17 protein-coding genes are annotated in these 16,525 nt (G+C 41.9%); 15 read left to right on the top strand and 2 right to left on the bottom strand.

The window, feature by feature from the left end:
• Positions 1 to 167 precede the first annotated feature (167 nt).
• The 7 genes from MHI20_RS16205 to MHI20_RS16175 all read left to right on the top strand — a co-directional run bounded on the left by MHI20_RS16205 (position 168) and on the right by MHI20_RS16175 (position 7,598).
• Complete coding sequence (locus MHI20_RS16205) at positions 168 to 716, top strand: VanZ family protein (protein WP_061418407.1); 549 nt, start codon at positions 168 to 170, stop codon at positions 714 to 716.
• On the top strand, positions 713 to 1,177 hold the full coding sequence (locus tag MHI20_RS16200) for a DUF6884 domain-containing protein (RefSeq protein WP_173407855.1): 465 nt from the start codon (positions 713 to 715) through the stop codon (positions 1,175 to 1,177). Before MHI20_RS16205 ends, MHI20_RS16200 begins: the two co-directional genes overlap by 4 nt.
• A gap of 150 nt (positions 1,178 to 1,327) precedes the next feature.
• Positions 1,328 to 1,957 carry a rhamnogalacturonan acetylesterase gene (locus tag MHI20_RS16195; protein WP_039167979.1) on the top strand — a complete coding sequence of 210 codons (630 nt, stop codon included), beginning with the start codon at positions 1,328 to 1,330 and terminating at the stop codon, positions 1,955 to 1,957.
• Between the two features lie 154 nt (positions 1,958 to 2,111).
• Complete coding sequence (locus tag MHI20_RS16190) at positions 2,112 to 3,152, top strand: NAD(P)/FAD-dependent oxidoreductase (RefSeq protein WP_024720272.1); 1,041 nt, start codon at positions 2,112 to 2,114, stop codon at positions 3,150 to 3,152.
• A gap of 75 nt (positions 3,153 to 3,227) precedes the next feature.
• Entirely contained in the window at positions 3,228 to 4,832 is a 1,605-nt protein-coding gene (locus tag MHI20_RS16185; protein ID WP_340939798.1) for an AraC family transcriptional regulator, read from the top strand.
• A gap of 111 nt (positions 4,833 to 4,943) precedes the next feature.
• Positions 4,944 to 5,870, top strand: coding sequence for an ABC transporter substrate-binding protein (locus MHI20_RS16180; protein ID WP_169476138.1), 927 nt, complete (start codon positions 4,944 to 4,946; stop codon positions 5,868 to 5,870).
• Between the two features lie 12 nt (positions 5,871 to 5,882).
• Positions 5,883 to 7,598: an ABC transporter ATP-binding protein gene (locus MHI20_RS16175; protein WP_045034497.1), complete on the top strand. Its 1,716-nt coding sequence runs from the start codon at positions 5,883 to 5,885 to the stop codon at positions 7,596 to 7,598.
• A gap of 251 nt (positions 7,599 to 7,849) precedes the next feature.
• On the opposite strand, the gene MHI20_RS16170 is transcribed toward MHI20_RS16175, so the two are convergent.
• On the bottom strand, positions 7,850 to 8,176 hold the full coding sequence (locus MHI20_RS16170) for a YnfA family protein (protein WP_017358827.1): 327 nt from the start codon (positions 8,174 to 8,176) through the stop codon (positions 7,850 to 7,852).
• A 354-nt stretch (positions 8,177 to 8,530) separates the two neighbouring features.
• Between MHI20_RS16170 and MHI20_RS16165 the strand changes: the two genes are divergently transcribed.
• The 6 genes from MHI20_RS16165 to MHI20_RS16140 all read left to right on the top strand — a co-directional run bounded on the left by MHI20_RS16165 (position 8,531) and on the right by MHI20_RS16140 (position 12,384).
• Entirely contained in the window at positions 8,531 to 9,097 is a 567-nt protein-coding gene (locus tag MHI20_RS16165; RefSeq protein ID WP_017358828.1) for an RNA polymerase sigma factor, read from the top strand.
• The gene (locus tag MHI20_RS16160; protein WP_340939792.1) at positions 9,094 to 9,852 is read left to right on the top strand and encodes an anti-sigma factor; all 759 of its coding nucleotides are present in this window, start codon (positions 9,094 to 9,096) and stop codon (positions 9,850 to 9,852) included. The genes MHI20_RS16165 and MHI20_RS16160 overlap by 4 nt, the downstream gene beginning before the upstream one ends.
• A gap of 99 nt (positions 9,853 to 9,951) precedes the next feature.
• A complete protein-coding gene (locus tag MHI20_RS16155; protein WP_024720278.1) occupies positions 9,952 to 10,449 on the top strand; it encodes a hypothetical protein in 498 nt (165 codons plus the stop codon).
• Between the two features lie 89 nt (positions 10,450 to 10,538).
• Positions 10,539 to 11,546 (top strand): zinc-binding alcohol dehydrogenase family protein, encoded by a 1,008-nt coding sequence (locus tag MHI20_RS16150; protein ID WP_024720279.1) that lies wholly within the window; start codon positions 10,539 to 10,541, stop codon positions 11,544 to 11,546.
• 13 nt (positions 11,547 to 11,559) lie between these two features.
• Complete coding sequence (locus tag MHI20_RS16145; protein ID WP_340939789.1) at positions 11,560 to 12,087, top strand: YfiT family bacillithiol transferase; 528 nt, start codon at positions 11,560 to 11,562, stop codon at positions 12,085 to 12,087.
• A 12-nt stretch (positions 12,088 to 12,099) separates the two neighbouring features.
• A complete protein-coding gene (locus MHI20_RS16140; protein ID WP_340939787.1) occupies positions 12,100 to 12,384 on the top strand; it encodes a hypothetical protein in 285 nt (94 codons plus the stop codon).
• 17 nt (positions 12,385 to 12,401) lie between these two features.
• Here the strand turns inward: MHI20_RS16140 and MHI20_RS16135 are convergent, their stop codons facing one another.
• Positions 12,402 to 12,881, bottom strand: coding sequence for a MarR family transcriptional regulator (locus tag MHI20_RS16135; RefSeq protein WP_008341672.1), 480 nt, complete (start codon positions 12,879 to 12,881; stop codon positions 12,402 to 12,404).
• 168 nt (positions 12,882 to 13,049) lie between these two features.
• Between MHI20_RS16135 and mprF the strand changes: the two genes are divergently transcribed.
• Both mprF and MHI20_RS16125 read left to right on the top strand, forming a co-directional pair.
• A complete protein-coding gene (gene mprF, locus MHI20_RS16130; protein ID WP_144680196.1) occupies positions 13,050 to 15,620 on the top strand; it encodes a bifunctional lysylphosphatidylglycerol flippase/synthetase MprF in 2,571 nt (856 codons plus the stop codon).
• A gap of 93 nt (positions 15,621 to 15,713) precedes the next feature.
• Positions 15,714 to 16,262 (top strand): thioredoxin family protein, encoded by a 549-nt coding sequence (locus tag MHI20_RS16125; protein ID WP_008341670.1) that lies wholly within the window; start codon positions 15,714 to 15,716, stop codon positions 16,260 to 16,262.
• Positions 16,263 to 16,525 lie beyond the last annotated feature (263 nt).

Genomic DNA, 16,525 nt, shown 5'->3' with positions numbered 1-16,525 from the left:
ACCGACCTTAAATGACTGAATGTCAGTCAGTTTAGCGGAAAAATGACGATTTGTCAATATGGGTTTCTCGTCATTGAATAGGAGAATAAGTGATGAATAGATGCGGGCAGGTCTGAATAAGCTGTAAATATGGTCAAGCATGATGTGAGAAAGGGGCAGCTCTCCGTATGACATACAGTGCGATGTTTTCCATGACTTATTTTCTCTTGCTCGTCCCGCTCTATTTACATATGAGATACAGACAGGCGAAAAAACAAAAACGATTTATCTATTTACGAACTGAAATCGTTCTTGCCTGTCTGTTTATGTATACAAATGTTTTATTATATTTGACGGTCTTTCCTAATCGTTTTTCCGCACCAAGGGATCAGGTGAGTGTCAACCTCATGCCTTTGCAGTCCATTTATCAAAATCTCCATGCCTATCATCATGGCTATCCCAATCTTGTTTTTTTAAATTTGGCAGGGAACATTTTGTTATTTGTGCCACTTGGTTTTTTTCTTTATCAAGCATTCCGAACCTTGCGCTGGCAAAAGGCGATTCTTGCTGGCTTTTTCTTGTCAACAATAATTGAAGTGCTTCAATGGATATTCTCGCAATCTGGTATGATTACAAGAAGCAGCGATATTGATGATATTCTCTTAAATACACTTGGCACAGCGCTAGGTTGTATGTTGTATCGGATGTATCAACGAAGGAAGGAGAAAATCAAGTGAAGCGAGTTTGTATCATTCCATGTGGGGCGAAGAAAATATGGGACGTCCATCCAGAGGCAGGGAGCCAGCCGGCGAACCTCGTTTATTTAAGTCCGCTGCATCAGCGTACGAAAAGCTATGCCCGAACGTTCTTTTCAGACTACCTAATCATTTCAGCGAAGCATGGATTCTTAAAGGCAGATGATATTATTCATGAAAATTATGATGTGGTTTTTGGTACACCGCATACTGATCAGATAACAAGAGAAGCACTAAGTCAGCAATTTCATGAAAAACATCTCACTGCATATGATGAATTAGTGATACTAGGTGGAAAGAAATATCGAAAGGTGATCGATCCGTTATTACTTCCTCATCAGACAGCGATTTATCCGCTGGCTCCATATAAAGGAATTGGCTATATGCTTCAGGCGTTAAAGCAAGCCGTTGAGACAAAAGTAGAACTTCCGCCGCATATTTAACGTATTCACATCTACCGGTAAGCAGGGTTTTGATCATTAAAAAGAGAATGAATGAAGTAGCGATGCTGATTGTTTCATATCTTTTCAGCAGCCACTTGGATGTCCGCATCGCTTATGAGAGTGGCTATATGAAAAAGGGGGCGTATGAACATGACAACCATCTATTTAGCTGGTGATTCAACCGTTTCATCTTATCCAGATCGTCCTGTTCAAGGAGGGTGGGGAGAGTTTTTACATCGCTACACAGCGCAGGGTGTGAGCGTCGACAACCGCGCAATCGGTGGAAGAAGCTCAAAAACATTCATTGAAGAAGGACGGCTTGATAAAATATTGGCTGACATTCAGCCTGGGGACTGGCTGTTTACACAAATGGGGCACAATGATGCTTCAACGGAGAAGCCCGAACGGCATACAGATCCTTTCACAACGTATAAAAGCTATTTGTCTCAATATATTCACGGAGCAAGAGCGAAAGGAGCTACACCGCTTTTATTAACGCCAGTCGGCCGCTTTCATGAAAAAGACGGAGAATATATCAACGATTTTCCTGATTACTGTGCCGCTATGAAAGAACTAGCTGATGAAGAAGAAGTCCTTCTTGTAGATTTAAATACGGCAAGCCTTCAGTTTTATCAAATTTCCGGCATAGAGAAAACGACTTCTTACTTTATGCTGTCAACAGGTATAGAGGATCGCACGCACTTTACAAAAGAAGGAGCAGATGCGATTGCAAGGCTTGTTTCGCTGGAATTAAAGGACCTTGGATTAACGATTGTGTGATGAATGACAGGACGAGAAAGCGCTCGTCCTGTTCTTTTTTTGCAGAAAGCTATTGATTCCCTTCACCAGAGTAGACTACAATAGGTACATATGATAATGAGAATCAATATCACTTATAAATAGATCATTCAATGAAAAAACTGGAGGGACTCAAATGACAGATCAGCTTGAATTGTTTGACGTCACCATTATTGGTGGCGGTCCAGCAGGAATGTACACTGCCTTTTATAGTGGGATGCGGGATTTAAAGACGAAGGTACTGGAGTATAACGAAAGCCTTGGCGGAAAAATCCTCCTATATCCTGAAAAAGTCATTTGGGATGTGGGCGGTTTGCCGCCAACAAGAGGTGAACAGCTGATTCAGCAGCTAGAAACGCAGGCGAAAACATTTGAACCAGAGATTGCGTTGAATCAAAAAATCACGCAATTCGAGCGGGATGAGAATGGTCATATCCTGCTGACGGCTGAAAATGGCGATCGTCATTTGACAAAAACCCTCATCTTAGCCATGGGTCACGGAATTCCAGTTCAGCGAAAACTTGAAATCGAGCATGCAGACCGTTATGAGGTAACAAACCTTTATTACACCGTGCAGGAGCTAAAGACGTTTGCAGGGAAGCGGGTGGTCATCTCTGGAGGCGGAGATTCAGCTGTTGATTGGGCAAATGCCCTCGTTCCAATTGCTGAAAGTGTGACCGTTGTGCATCGTCGTGATATGTTTGGCGGACATGAAAAAAACGTCGCCAACATGAAAGCATCCAGTGCTCGCATTCTCACACCGCATGAACTCACAGAGCTTCATGGTCAAGGTGACAAAATTGAAGCCGTCACCATTCAGCACTTAGAAACAGGCGACATCGAACGAATCGAAACCGATGCTGTCATCGTCAATCATGGCATGAAAGGTGATTTAAGTGTTCTATCAGAATGGGGACTCAAGCAAGGTGAGTGGGGACTCATCGAGGTCAATGAAAAGATGGAAACCAATTTACCTGGCGTCTATGCAGTTGGCGACTTATGCACACATAAAAGTAAAGTGCGTTTAATTGCCGGTACGTTTGTTGATGGAGTCAATGCACTCAATAGCGCAAAGCTATACATCGAACCAGAAGCAGAAAAAGTAGCGTACGTGTCTTCACATAATGAACGCTTTAAAGAGAAAAACAAAGAATTACAAACGGCTGGAGCGCGATAATCACCATTCAGTCAGACATTGAAGTGCTAAAATGGTTTATTTTAGCACTTTTTTATATGGAAGGAGAAAGAGAAAATGACCGCCTATACTCATACAATTCTTCGCATGAAAGAAAGCAGTAAACGATTTCTTTCTGTGAAACAAACGGACTCATGGCAAACATCTTCACTGATGTTCTTGACTACGGACGGTGCGGTGAGACTTGACATGGAAGGAATTCGATATGAGCTAAACGCCAAAGACAGTGTGTTAATCCGCTCAGGAATAGATGTCATGGTTCAATCTTTATCGAGCGAGCAAGTAGTGATCTATACTGTCACATTTGACCAATTCACTCTGGCACAAGATGCACAAAATGAATTGGTCTATAAGGTGAATCACGATAATCTCCCTGATAATGGGGAAGTGGTGAAAGGCTCTGCCGTCCTTTTTTCTTACATCAAACAAATACAGACGAGCCAAATCATACAAGAACAGGCGAAATGGCTGGAAGAAATCATGTTCATTTTCCGCAAACAATCCAAGCCATACAACGAAAAAGTGCATTATTCGATTAACATGATCTTGCAGTATATGGCTGAGCATTATGATCAAAAACTAACAAGAAAAGACTTAGCTCATAAGATGGGGTTTCATGAGAGTTACTTTTCTACCTTTTTCAAACAAAGTATGGGGATGAGTGTGACAGAATACATTGCACAAATTCGAATAGACGAAGCCAAAAAACGTCTTTTACAAACAGACGATCAAATTCAAATCATAGCACGGCAAGTCGGGTATGCAGACAGTTTATATTTCAGCAGGAAGTTCCGTCAAAAAACAGGGAGAACGCCCAGTCAGTTTCGAATGAACCGAAGACCAGAGCGGATTGCTGCTTTTCAATTTGTCGGGTCATTGGTTGCAATAGGCATTGAGCCTGTTTGTATTGACGAAGAAACCGATCTCCATTCAGATATACTGAAAGAACATCTGGCTAGTTCGCTCGTCATAAATGAACATACGCCTGATGACGTCTTTAAATCACTTCAATTAGATGTCATCATCGTCCCTAACTATTATTATTCAAAACCTACATTGATCAAGCGATTGGAGCAAATCGCACCTGTTCTTGTTCTGCCATACGCCGGTCATCATGCTGTACAAGATGTACTGTCTATAGGACGCCTTTTAGGAAGAGAAAATGAGGCAAATGATTGGGTGAAGCGATTTGAACAGCATAGTCAACAGGCAAGAAACACCCTGTCTTCCTTTAGAGAAAAAGGCGAGACCGTTGCAATCTATGAAATGAGAGGACATGACAAAGTGTATATGTGGTCCTATGAGGCAAGAGGAGCCTTTTATCTTTACGAAACGCTTGGCTTAAAACCTCCAAAAGCCATTTTAGAAGAAGTTCTTCTTCCTAATCAACATACAGTCATTCCTTTAGAGAGACTTGGAGAATACGAGGCGGATCATATGTTTTTTATTGTCTCTGACCAATATGGGTGGTATAAGCAAATGGACAAGCGAATGGAAGAAAGTGATGTACTTCGTCAATTATCGGCTGTGAAAAATGGGACCTTTTATCCAGTAAAACTGGAGGAGTTTCGATTTGATGAAGGAGAGCGTGCACTTCTTTTGATGGACCGGTTTGTCTCTCAATTGACACAGCCAGCTTATCCAACAATTGTCCATATGTAAGTTGCGAGAATCCTCCATAGACCACTACGGGTGAGGTTGATAGAATACATGAGACTAGTAATTGATAATTATTCTCATTTGTGGTGGCGAAAATGAAGGAGGAATATGGAGATGAAAAAGACGTATTGGATATGTGCTGTCATTCTTCTAATGATATTGACGGCTTGTGGCAATAAAGAACAAGCCAAAACAGCAGAATCAAAGCAAGAAACGAAAACGGTTGAAACAGTGAAAGGAAAGATAGAGATTCCTGCTGAACCTAAACGAATTCTCGTAGATGGATATTTAGGGAGTGTGATTGCACTTGACGTTCAGCCTGTTGGATCGACCACGCAGGATTTAAAGAACGTACACTTAAAGGGCAAGATAAAAGGAATAGAGGACATCAGTGACGAGCGTTCAGCTGAAAAAGCACTTAGCTTAAAGCCTGATCTGATTATCACAGCCGTACAGGATGAAAAAGTCTATGATGTGTACAAAAAAATAGCGCCTACCATCGTGTATCCTTACGGTTCTTTCAAAGATGCACATGAAGAATTAACGACGCTGGCAAAAATTTTAAATAAAGAAGAGGAAGGAAAAGCATTCCTCACCGCCTTCGATCAACGAATCGAGGCTGCTAGGAAAAAAGTGAAGTCTGCTTTAAAAGAGAATGAAACGGTCTCGATCATGGGCGCTTTTAAAAATGATGTCTATGTATATGGTAACGGAATTTATCGAGGCGGGCAGGCATTATATCAGCAATTACAGGTAAACCCACCAAAACAGGTCAGAGATACAATTTTAAAAAGTAAAACAGGGTATGAAGTCATTTCTTATGAAACCCTTCCTGAATATGCAGGAGACTACATTTTCATTGATGAAAGCAACGGCGGAACATTTGATAAAAACAATTCTATTTGGAAGAGTCTAGAATCTGTCAAAAAAGAGCAGACCTATCAAATGGATACAGAGTTCTTCTGGCCTTACGATCCGATTGCAGTAGCAAATCAAGCGGAAGAGTTTGCTGACATATTGACAGAAATGTCTGATCGGTAGGAGGTCTGTCAATTGTTAAAGCGTTTCTTCTCATACTACAAACCATATATGGGGCTGTTTATATTAGATTTTTCCTGTGCGGTACTGGCAGCCTTACTCGAATTATCCTTTCCCCTTGCCATCAGTAAAGTGATGGACGATTTGCTGCCAAACGGTGATTGGGATGCCATTTGGTTTTGGGGCATTCTGCTCCTCAGTTTATACGTGATCAGCTCTACGATGCATTATGTCGTCACCTATTTTGGGCACAAATTAGGCATTAATATTGAAACGGATATGAGGAATCAGCTATTTTCTCATGTACAAAGAATGTCCTTTCGCTTCTTTGATAAAAAGAAAACGGGAAAACTCGTGTCCCGTATGACAAATGATTTAATGGATATTGGAGAAATTGCGCATCATGGCCCGGAGGATTTATTTATCGCTGTGATGACACTCACGGGTGCCTTTGGCTTGATGCTGTCGATTAATTGGCAGCTGGCAGTTCTCACATTTATTGTCGTTCCATTCTTGATCGGGTTATCCGTCTACTTTACGAAAAAAATGTCTGCTGCTTTTGATAAAATGTTCTCGAGTATTGGTCAATTCCATTCACGTGTGGAAAACAATATTAGTGGCATACGGGTTGTGAAAGCATTCGGAAATGAATCACATGAAATGGACCGATTTATTGAACATAACGAGCAATTTAGAAAGACAAAGCTAACCACATATCAAATGATGGCTGTGCATACCGCTGTCAGTCATTTTCTTATTAAGAGTGTGACAGTGTTTGGCCTTGTATGCGGCGCATGGTTTGTGCTGCAAAAAAATATGACGTATGGGGAATTCGTGTCATTTGTACTGTTAACAGGCATCTTCTTAGGACCCATTCAACAAATCAATGCAGTCATTGAAATGTATCCAAAAGGTGCAGCGGGCTTTAAACGATTTGCAACACTCATCGATCAATCGCCAGATGAAAAGGATGCGGATGATGCGATTGAAGTTGATCAGTTAAATGGAGATATCGTTTTTGAGCACGTGTCTTTTCAATATGAATCAGACAAACCGGTTCTTCATGACATCAATCTTAAGGTGAAACAAGGAGAGACCATTGCGGTCGTAGGTCCCTCTGGTGCTGGGAAATCGACGCTTTGCAGTTTGCTGCCACGTTTTTACGAATGGCAGGAGGGTACCATTACAATTGATGGCATAGAGACAAGAAAGATGACACTGCCTTCGCTGCGGAGACAAATTGGTGTCGTCCAGCAAGATATTTATTTATTCCATGGGACCATCCGAGAAAACATTTTATACGGAAAACTCGATGCATCTGATGAAGAAGTGTGGCAGGCAGTGGAGAAAGCCCAACTGAAGGATCTTGTAAATAGCTTGCCAAATGGGCTTGATACGATCATCGGTGAACGCGGAATGATGTTATCTGGCGGACAAAAACAGCGTATCTCCATTGCACGTATTTTCCTTAAAAATCCGCCAATTTTTATTTTAGATGAAGCCACATCTTCTCTGGATACGGAGACAGAATCCTTTATTCAGGGCTCACTTGAAGAACTATCTGAAGGACGAACCACGTTTATTATTGCGCATCGCCTAGCGACCATCCAGCATGCTGACCGGATTGTGGTTTTAACAAAAGAGGGCATCAAGGAGCAAGGCAGGCATGAAGACCTGCTGGAAATGGACGGGATGTACCGGCGTTTGTATGAAACACAATTTAGAATGTAAAAGAGGAAAAGCCGGCATATTGCCGGCTCGGCGTGTAGACAAACCCACGCATTCGGTGCCAGTCCTGCGCTTCGGTGCTCACGAATGTCAAATTCGCTCCGCGCCGATGCTCGTCCTTCCTAGGGCTGCAAAGGTTTTCTATCACGCTGAAAAGAAGACAAAGGGCTAAAATAAAGTTCATTTTAGCCTTTTGTCAACAATCTGAAGCCGGCATATTGCCGGCTTTTTAGCGTGTGATCATTATCCGACCATTAACTGCGGGGGGCAAATAACATCACACTGACACCAGCTAAACAGATCAAAGCACCCATCCAGTCATAGAAATCAGGGGTTTTGCGATCGACCCACCAGCCCCAAAACACAGCGAGAACGACAAAAACACCGCCATAGGCCGCATAAACCCGCCCAAAGGTCGGGAACTGCTGGAATGTAGGGATGACGCCGTAAGCGACCAAGATGAGGCTACCTGCGATTCCGTAGCTGACGGGTTTTGCTTCACGCAGCCACAGCCATACAAGATAACCGCCACCTATTTCAGCCAGACCAGCTAATAAAAAAAGAACAATCGTTACAATCATTTTCGGACACTCCAGTTCTCCTGTTTCGTTCTATTATGACATGATGAAAGGGTGCGTTCTACCTGATGTAAATTGAGAGACTAATGAGAGTTTGCTAAAATCAACTGAACAGTGAATCAAACACATGGATGCTTGACTTTCAATGAGGCGGGTGATCCAAATGGTCCATCCATCCGTTTAGTAAGTACATTCTCATGAGGAACACATTTCCTTTTTCAGCGCTCTTTTTTTCTCCTTGAAAAAAGAGTAAAGTACAAAGGAGGCTTATCTCAGCAATTTGAGAGATGAGCCATACGTGAAGATTTCATGATGAATGCATAATGCTCTTTCTCATGAAAAAGGAAGGAGATGACCATGGACACACTGAAGGATTTTGAGCTGTATCACAAGATCAAACATGATCGACATAAGCCCTCGCTTGAATTATTGTACGATCGCTATGAACGTGTGTTATATTCGTTTATTTATAAAATGACTGGAAACCGTGAGCTGGCGGAGGAAGTGCTTCAAGAAGTCTTTATCAAGCTTTGGCGCGGCATAGGAGAATACAATACAGATAAAGGAAAATTTTCCTCATGGTTATTTATGATGTCACGAAACACGGCAATCGATCTATTAAGGAAACACCGAAATGAAACAGCTCTTGAAGATGAGCATATTGAATACTTGGCAGACCATCAAGAAGATGTGTCAAAAGAAGTAGAATGGAACGAAGAAAAACAAATCATACGTGAAGCAGTATCAACATTGTCGAAAGAACAGCAAACCATCATCGAAGATGTCTATTTTAAAGGAATGACACAAAAGAGCATTGCGGAAAAACTAGGCATCCCTATTGGAACGGTGAAGGGAAGAGTTCGATTGTCATTGAAGCATTTACGAACGAAACTGTCTCGCGGAGGAAAGGAGGAAGAGGCATGACTAAGTGTAAATATCAAGTCATTGATTACTTTAACGGGCATTTACAAGGAGAAGAAAAGACGCAATTTGAAGAACACATCAAACATTGCTCGGCTTGCAAAGAAGAGCTTGAAGAACTGACATCGCTCATGTCTGATATTCCGTTTCTAGCAGAGGACGAAACGCCTCCGGCAGGGATGAAAGACCGCATTTTATCAAGAGTATTTGAAGAAGAGATACGAGAGACAACAATCGCTGCAAAATCGAACCCGCCTCAAGATCTCAAAATAGTTCGTGATGCAAATGAGACGAAACCGCCAATGAAGAAGAAAAATCAATGGCTTTTGCCTCTCGTTGCCGCACTACTTCTCATTTCTGCAGCTGGGAACGTGTACTTCTTAACAAATGGAACAGATCAAGCAGAACAACCTGTCAAAGTTGTTGCGACAAAATCACTGGCATCTGCCGAATCGGCAAAAACAACGGGTGCTTTTTCAGTGATTGAGCATCACGGCAAAAAAGAGCTTGTAGTGAGTGCAGACGGATTAAAAGGCCAGCTTGATTCATCGGCCGTTTATCAAGTATGGCTCATTAAAGGAGATCAGCCTGTTCCGGCCGGTGCCTTTAAAACAGATAGCAAAGGGGAGGGCACCGTCACCTATGCGTTATCTGAAAAAGAAGCAAACGAATCATGGGATACTGTGGCTGTCACCCTTGAACCAAAAAAGGATAACAAGCTTCCGCAAGGCCCTGTCGTACTGAGTGCTGCATTTTAAGCTTGATTCATGAAGGATGCCTTTTTCAGGGCATCCTTTTTTGATAGGCAGAAGGAACCTTATGACAAATGAGACGTACTACATATAGAGGTGAGACACATGCAGCGATACATAGAAAAACAACTATTTCTCTTATCAGGTAGACACGCATTTACCGCATTTTATTTTTTGGTGATCCCATTCATTATAAAAGATCTTTTTAAATCAACTCCTTTACTTATGGTCATGATCGCTCTTTTTATCATTCATCATTTAGTGACAAGTATCGTATGGTTTTATAAATCAAGAAACATTCGAAAGCGTCAATCAGGTGACCTAACCAAACGGGGACATCTCGTTGTCCAGATCATGCAGAGGCTCGAACAGCTCATGATGCTCGGTTTTGTGATGGTATTGATCAGTGGATGGATGCAGGGAGACATTGTGACATTATTATTCACAATTTTTCTGTTCATCGTCGTTTTCTTGCAGCACATTCAGTTTTATTATGTTCAGTACTTTTTTAAATCGAGCGGCTGGTTCACCTATGTCCTCTCTTTACAAAAGGCTCGTCCTTCTTACATCGTGAGGGAACGAAGGGCTTTGAAGAAATCCTAAATATGCAATCGCTTGCTGACTGATCCATCAGCATCAGAAATGTATGATAAAATGTGGAAAAGAAGCATGGAGAAAGGGAGTGCGAGCGAGTGAAAGCAGTTGGATTATTTGAGTATTTGCCAATTGAGCATGAACAAAGCTTGATCGATCAGGAGGTGGCAAAGCCCAAAGCAGCTGGCAGGGATATTTTGGTGAAAGTAGAGGCTGTGTCGGTGAATCCAGTGGATACAAAGGTGAGGTCACCGAAGAATCAGAAGGAAGAAGAACTGAAAATTCTTGGCTACGATGCAAGCGGTACGGTGGTGGAAGTGGGCGAAGCGTGTACGTTGTTTCAGCCGGGTGACCACGTCTATTACGCAGGAGATATCACGCGACAAGGCTCAAATAGTGAATACCAGCTTGTGGATGAGAGAATTGTGGCGAAAAAGCCTGCAAATCTCTCTTTTGCCGAAGCAGCTGCCATGCCTCTTACAACAATTACGGCATATGAAGCGCTATTTGACCGAATGCATATGAAGCGGAATGCAGAAGGCTCGACCTTGCTGATCATCGGTGGTGCAGGCGGAGTGGGCTCTATCGCCATTCAACTCGCCAAATTAGCAAAGGCGACTGTGATCGCCACTGCATCAAGACCTGAAACAAATGAATGGTGTCTCTCATTAGGGGCTGATCATATCATTGACCATCACCAGCCGCTCTTAGCGCAGCTTCAGGAAAAAGGGATTGGCGAAGTGGATTACATTTTATGCTTAAATGATACAGATGGCCATTTCAAAGGGATGGCAGAAGCGATTAAACCTCAAGGGACGATCTGTACCATTGTTGAAAATCAGCACCATTTAGACATTCAATTACTCAAAAATAAAAGTGCTGCATTTGTATGGGAATTCATGTTCACACGGCCGATGTACAAAACCTCGGATATGATGAAGCAGCACGAGCTTTTAAAAGAAGCGAGTACATTATTTGAAGAGAAGAAGTTAAAACACACATTAACAAAGGTGCTCAGCCCCATCAATGCCGCCAATTTGAAGCAGGCACATCAAACACTTGAGCAAGGGAAGATGATAGGTAAATTTGTTCTAGAAGGATTTTAAGGAGGGGCAGCAGATGACATCATTACAATATCCGATTGGCTTATATGAACCGGTGGACCAACAAACGAAAAAGCAGCTGGAGGCATGGATTGATGAGCTGGCACTCATTCCTCAAAAGTATGAAGAGGCAGTTGTCCCATTGACAAATGATCAGCTGGATACCCCATATCGGCCAGGAGGATGGACCGTTCGTCAGCTCATTCACCACGTAGCGGACAGCCATCTGAACGCCTACTTGCGATTTAAACTTGCGCTGACAGAAGAAACACCGCACATACGTCCATATGATCAGGAGGCATTTGCTTCACTTCCTGACAGCAAGGCGCCTATCAGTCTATCACTGCCGTTAATCAGCAGTCTGCATCGCAGGGGGGTCACATTACTTCGCGAGATGACAGAGGAAGATTTCAACGCTGCATATTACCATCCAGCCGATCAACAAACGGTGTCCTTATATGATGCAACAGGAATGTACGTCTGGCATTCACAGCATCATCTCGCCCATATCACGGAATTAATCAAAAGAAATCAGTGGAAGTAAAGGAGTCAACACATGTCTAGTAGAAGAATTGTCGGCGCTATGTTTATCTGCACGGCGGCATTGTTTTATATAGCAAAATTCGTTTTGTTTGAGATTCGTTATGGTGGAAATGTAGGCGGAGAAAGAACGATCGAGGAACTGGAAGATATACTCCCAGGCGGTACATGGATCAGCATCATTTTTCTCATTATCGGTTTAGGTTATCTCCTGTGGGATGATCGGGAAGTCATTCGTCAATATCTTTTCGCCCCAGATAAACAAGGAAAAGAAGAATTAAAAAAGACGGACCTCAAGTGACCGTCTTTTTTCCTTTTTTAGCCACGTTCAGGACGAAGTGCTTTTTCTAAAATAGCTAGACCTTCATTGACTTTTTCTTTTTCTTCGTCATTGAGCCGTTGCAGGGAATTTTTAATTTTTTCATGCCCTTTTTGATAAATACTTCTGAAAATATTTTTCGCTTCCTCTGTCAATTCGACGACAATGATTCGACGGTCACGCTCAGAATGCTTTCGTTCCACAAAGTTCGATTGTTCTAACCGATCAAGCAGCCCTGTCATATTGGACAAAGAAGCCCCCATTTTTTCAGCAATTTCGGACACCTTAAGAGAGCCATGGTTATTGAGCAGCATGAGCACCTTCATTTGAGGCATACTCATATCCAGCTTCATCCATTCAGAAACATCTCCAAGTCCTGCAGCAGTGAGCACTTTCATATACAGCACCCATGTCTTTTTTTCCTCAGGAGATAGGATTTCCTCTTTTAGTACGGTGGTGTCATGAATATTATATTCCACGCTTGTTCACTTCCTTTAAGCGGCTCTTTTCTTTATATTACTGATTTTTACTTCTAATTGAAAGTATCATGAAGCTTTTGAATGTTAAACTGCATGAATTAAGTGGTATTTGTTGTATAATAATGGTCAGTTGAAATTAATGAAGCAACTTAGAAAGTTGGGAAAAACATGTGGAACAAAAAAACGGGTATGACGATCTTAAAAATGCTCTTTCCGATCGTGATCATCCTAGTCTTAATTTTTGTCGCCAAGCAGGAGCTGAGCGGCCTTTCCATTAAAAAGACGTTTTATATTATTGACAGCTTGAATCGAATGGACTTGTTTATTCTTGTCTTTCTTGGACTTGTCGCTGTTTTATCCATGTCCTTATATGATTTTATTTTAAGAAAAAGCCTTAATATGCCCATCAGCGGCTGGAAAACGATCCGTATTTCTTGGATCGCCAACTCCTTTAATAGTGTGCTTGGTTTCGGTGGTTTATCAGGAGCAGGGCTTAGAACGCTTCTATACAAGGAATACATAACAGATACGAAAAAACTGCTGAAAGGCATTGCCCTTTTAACATCCTCTGTTCTGCTAGGCTTATCTATTTTCAGTGATTTGATTTTAGTTAGGGTCTTGCCAGTTGAAAGTATTATTAGTCAGGAGCCGTGGTTATGGGCATTTGTCATTATTTTTGCTTGTATTGTGCCCATTTACATCATCATGGCGTCCATTCGAAAAAGCTCGATTGAGAGCGGTGAAAACGGACTAAAGCACCCGATCTATGCTTACATTGGTGCATCGTTTTTAGAGTGGCTGGCAGCTGGTCTTGTCATGTACATGGCTGTTGTCTCTATGGGGATGAACGTTGATGTCCGTATTGTATTAGGCGTCTTTGCGATTGCGTCAATCGGCGGTTTAATCAGTATGGTTCCGGGCGGATTTGGTTCGTTTGATCTGATCTTTTTACTCAGTATGCAATACATTGGGTTTGATAAAGAGATGGTGCTGACAGCGCTTGTATTGTACCGCTTCGTTTACTCCATTTTCCCGTTTATTCTTGGACTTTGTCTAGCGGCATACGATTTAACTGGAACAACACTCAGGCGTCTTGAAGGCAATCCGAGAATGGCGCCTGCTATTGAAACAACAAACGTCTTAATTGTTTTGCACCGAGCTCTGCTCATCCGTTTATTGTACGGATCTTTGTCCATTTTAACGTTTGGAAGCGGTTTGCTCATTATGGCTTCCGTTGTGCTTCCTGTTGATCGTTTAGGTGTGATCACAACCATTCCACGCTTTTTGTTATCAGGATTTAATGGTCTTTCTTTAATGTTCGGGATCATTTTAATGATTTTGTCCATTGAAGTGTATAAAAGAACGAAACGGTCTTATCTATTGACAATGATTGCCCTAGCAGGCGGCTTTGTGTTTACTTTACTAAAAGGGTTTAACCTGAGTTTGATCTTTATATTGCCGGTCATCATGGTGGTATTTTTCTCGCTTCGAAATCAATTTGTGAAGCAGCAGGCCCCTTATTCTTTGAATCAGTTTGTGGCCGCCGCCGCCGGATATTTACTCGTATTGTTTAACTATAATGTCATTGGGAACTTCATTTGGATGAAAATTGGTCATTTTCTAAGCAAGGACTATTTGGTTCATAATGAACGGCATATCACGATGACCAGTATGATTGCTTTAATTGGCGTCCCTCTTTTCTTTTTCATTAGCAAATTGATTTTTAATAAAAAGGCAGTTCCAATCGGTGAAGAAGCCGATGAAGAAAAATTAAAAACATTTCTCGAAGAAAAGGGGGGAAATGCTCTTAGTCATCTAGGTTTTTTGGGAGATAAAAAACTGTTTTTCTCAAGTGATGGAGAGGCGATGCTTCAGTTTGGCCGGATTGGCCGTTGCGTTATTGTGCTTGGAGATCCTTCTGGGCGTAGAGCCTCTTATCCGCTTGTACTGGAAGAATTTTTGGAGCAGACAGAAAAAGCAGGCTATCGTGTCGCTTTTTATCAAGTAGAACGTGAAGGAATGGCGCTTTATCATGACCTAGGTTTTCACTTCTTTAAGCTTGGGGAAGAAGCCATGGTCGATTTAGAAACGTTCTCTTTGTCAGGAAAGAAAAAATCAAACTTACGGGCTGTGGCAAATAAATTTGAACGAGAAGGCTATACGTTTGAAATGCTGGAGCCGCCCTTTTCAGAGGAATTGATTTCAACCTTAAAACAAATCTCTGACAGCTGGCTGGGCAAGAAAAAAGAAAAAGGATTTTCATTAGGCTATTTCCATGAAGACTACCTTCAAAAAGCACCGATTGCGATTTTAAAGGATGAACAAGGGCAGATCATATCTTTTGTGTCCTTAATGCCAATGTATCAAAAAGGAGAGATATCCATCGACCTCATGCGTCATATGCATGATGCACCGAACGGGATGATGGATGCACTCTTTATCCACCTTTTTCAATGGGCAAAAGAAAAAGGCTACACATCCTTTAACATGGGAATGGCACCATTATCGAATGTAGGCACGTTCCATCAGTCCTTTCTGACAGAACGTTTGGCGAGTGTCATCTTTAATAACGTCAGATATATGTATAGTTTCAGCGGCTTACGGTCGTTTAAACAGAAATATAAACCAGAATGGCGCGGAAAATATTTAGCGTATAAAAAGAATACATCACTGCCTGTCACAATGGTGCTCGTCACTAAGCTGATAGGAATGGACCCAAATCGAAAACGGCGTCCATAAGTCCAAAGAACCTTTACCTTTCACTAGGTGAAGGTTTTTTTAGACAAAAGAATAGCAAAAGTGGTAAAGTTGAAGGGTAAGGGGGATGTTCACATGACACTAAATGAATGGTTTACAAAGGGATTAGCTGAACGTACATATGTACACAACATGGAGAAAAATCGTGAAAACTTACTCACGGTGTACAACCAGTACGCAATTCATCAAAAGGAAAAAGAGCTGCTTCAAAAACTTCAAAAGAAAAAACTGAGAGCGCTTGTGATCACGGCAGATTGGTGCGGCGATGCGATGGTTAATGTACCTATTTTCATGCGTATTGCAAATGAAGCACTGATTGATGCGCGCTATTTCATTCGGGACGAGCACCTAGACCTGATGGATCAGTATTTAACGAACGGGACCGCAAGATCGATTCCGATTATCGTCATCATTGACCAGGACGGGAAAGAAGTGGGGAAATGGGGACCTCGCTCAGCAGAAGCTCAGCGCTTTGTCGACGAGAAAAAGCCGGATAAAGATGCACCCGATTTTGAGGAAGCATTTAAAGTGTTTGCGAAAGAAGCCGCACATCACTATACGACAGATCGTTACTTATGGAAAGATATTGAGAAAGAAATAGTAGAAGTTTTGGCAAAAATATAAACCAAAAGACTACTTCGCCGCAATGCGAAGTAGTCTTTTTTTATCTTGTTTTTGCGTTTCACCTACAAAACACCGCATAAAGATGTAGAAAAACCGCAGAATTCTATCAAATACCGCAGAAAACCGCAAAGCATCACGATTTTCCCAACCACTTTTAGTTGAAAAACCTCATATATGCCATGAAATCAGCTATTTTGCCCTTATCTAAAGGCTCATATAACGCACGTCGGGTGGCTTTTTCCCAATACAAGAGGCCCAGCAAC

Origin of the sequence: Bacillus sp. FSL K6-1106, from assembly GCF_038005245.1 — a bacterium.
GTDB classification, from domain to species: domain Bacteria; phylum Bacillota; class Bacilli; order Bacillales; family Bacillaceae; genus Bacillus; species Bacillus altitudinis.
The sequence above is the reverse complement of the archived record's forward strand: the minus strand, read 5'-3'. Positions and strand labels throughout refer to the sequence as shown.

Bases quoted from the DNA above. Each gene is read 5' to 3' on its own strand.
- MHI20_RS16155 (WP_024720278.1), top strand. From the start codon at position 9,952: ATGCAGCGATACATAGAAAAACAACTATTTCTCTTATCAGGTAGACAC.
- MHI20_RS16205 (WP_061418407.1), top strand. From the start codon at position 168: ATGACATACAGTGCGATGTTTTCCATGACTTATTTTCTCTTGCTCGTC.
- MHI20_RS16165 (WP_017358828.1), top strand. From the start codon at position 8,531: ATGGACACACTGAAGGATTTTGAGCTGTATCACAAGATCAAACATGAT.
- MHI20_RS16180 (WP_169476138.1), top strand. From the start codon at position 4,944: ATGAAAAAGACGTATTGGATATGTGCTGTCATTCTTCTAATGATATTG.
- MHI20_RS16125 (WP_008341670.1), top strand. From the start codon at position 15,714: ATGACACTAAATGAATGGTTTACAAAGGGATTAGCTGAACGTACATAT.
- MHI20_RS16170 (WP_017358827.1), bottom strand. From the start codon at position 8,176: ATGATTGTAACGATTGTTCTTTTTTTATTAGCTGGTCTGGCTGAAATA.
- MHI20_RS16185 (WP_340939798.1), top strand. From the start codon at position 3,228: ATGACCGCCTATACTCATACAATTCTTCGCATGAAAGAAAGCAGTAAA.
- mprF (WP_144680196.1), top strand. From the start codon at position 13,050: ATGTGGAACAAAAAAACGGGTATGACGATCTTAAAAATGCTCTTTCCG.
- MHI20_RS16190 (WP_024720272.1), top strand. From the start codon at position 2,112: ATGACAGATCAGCTTGAATTGTTTGACGTCACCATTATTGGTGGCGGT.
- MHI20_RS16145 (WP_340939789.1), top strand. From the start codon at position 11,560: ATGACATCATTACAATATCCGATTGGCTTATATGAACCGGTGGACCAA.
- MHI20_RS16160 (WP_340939792.1), top strand. From the start codon at position 9,094: ATGACTAAGTGTAAATATCAAGTCATTGATTACTTTAACGGGCATTTA.
- MHI20_RS16195 (WP_039167979.1), top strand. From the start codon at position 1,328: ATGACAACCATCTATTTAGCTGGTGATTCAACCGTTTCATCTTATCCA.
- MHI20_RS16140 (WP_340939787.1), top strand. From the start codon at position 12,100: ATGTCTAGTAGAAGAATTGTCGGCGCTATGTTTATCTGCACGGCGGCA.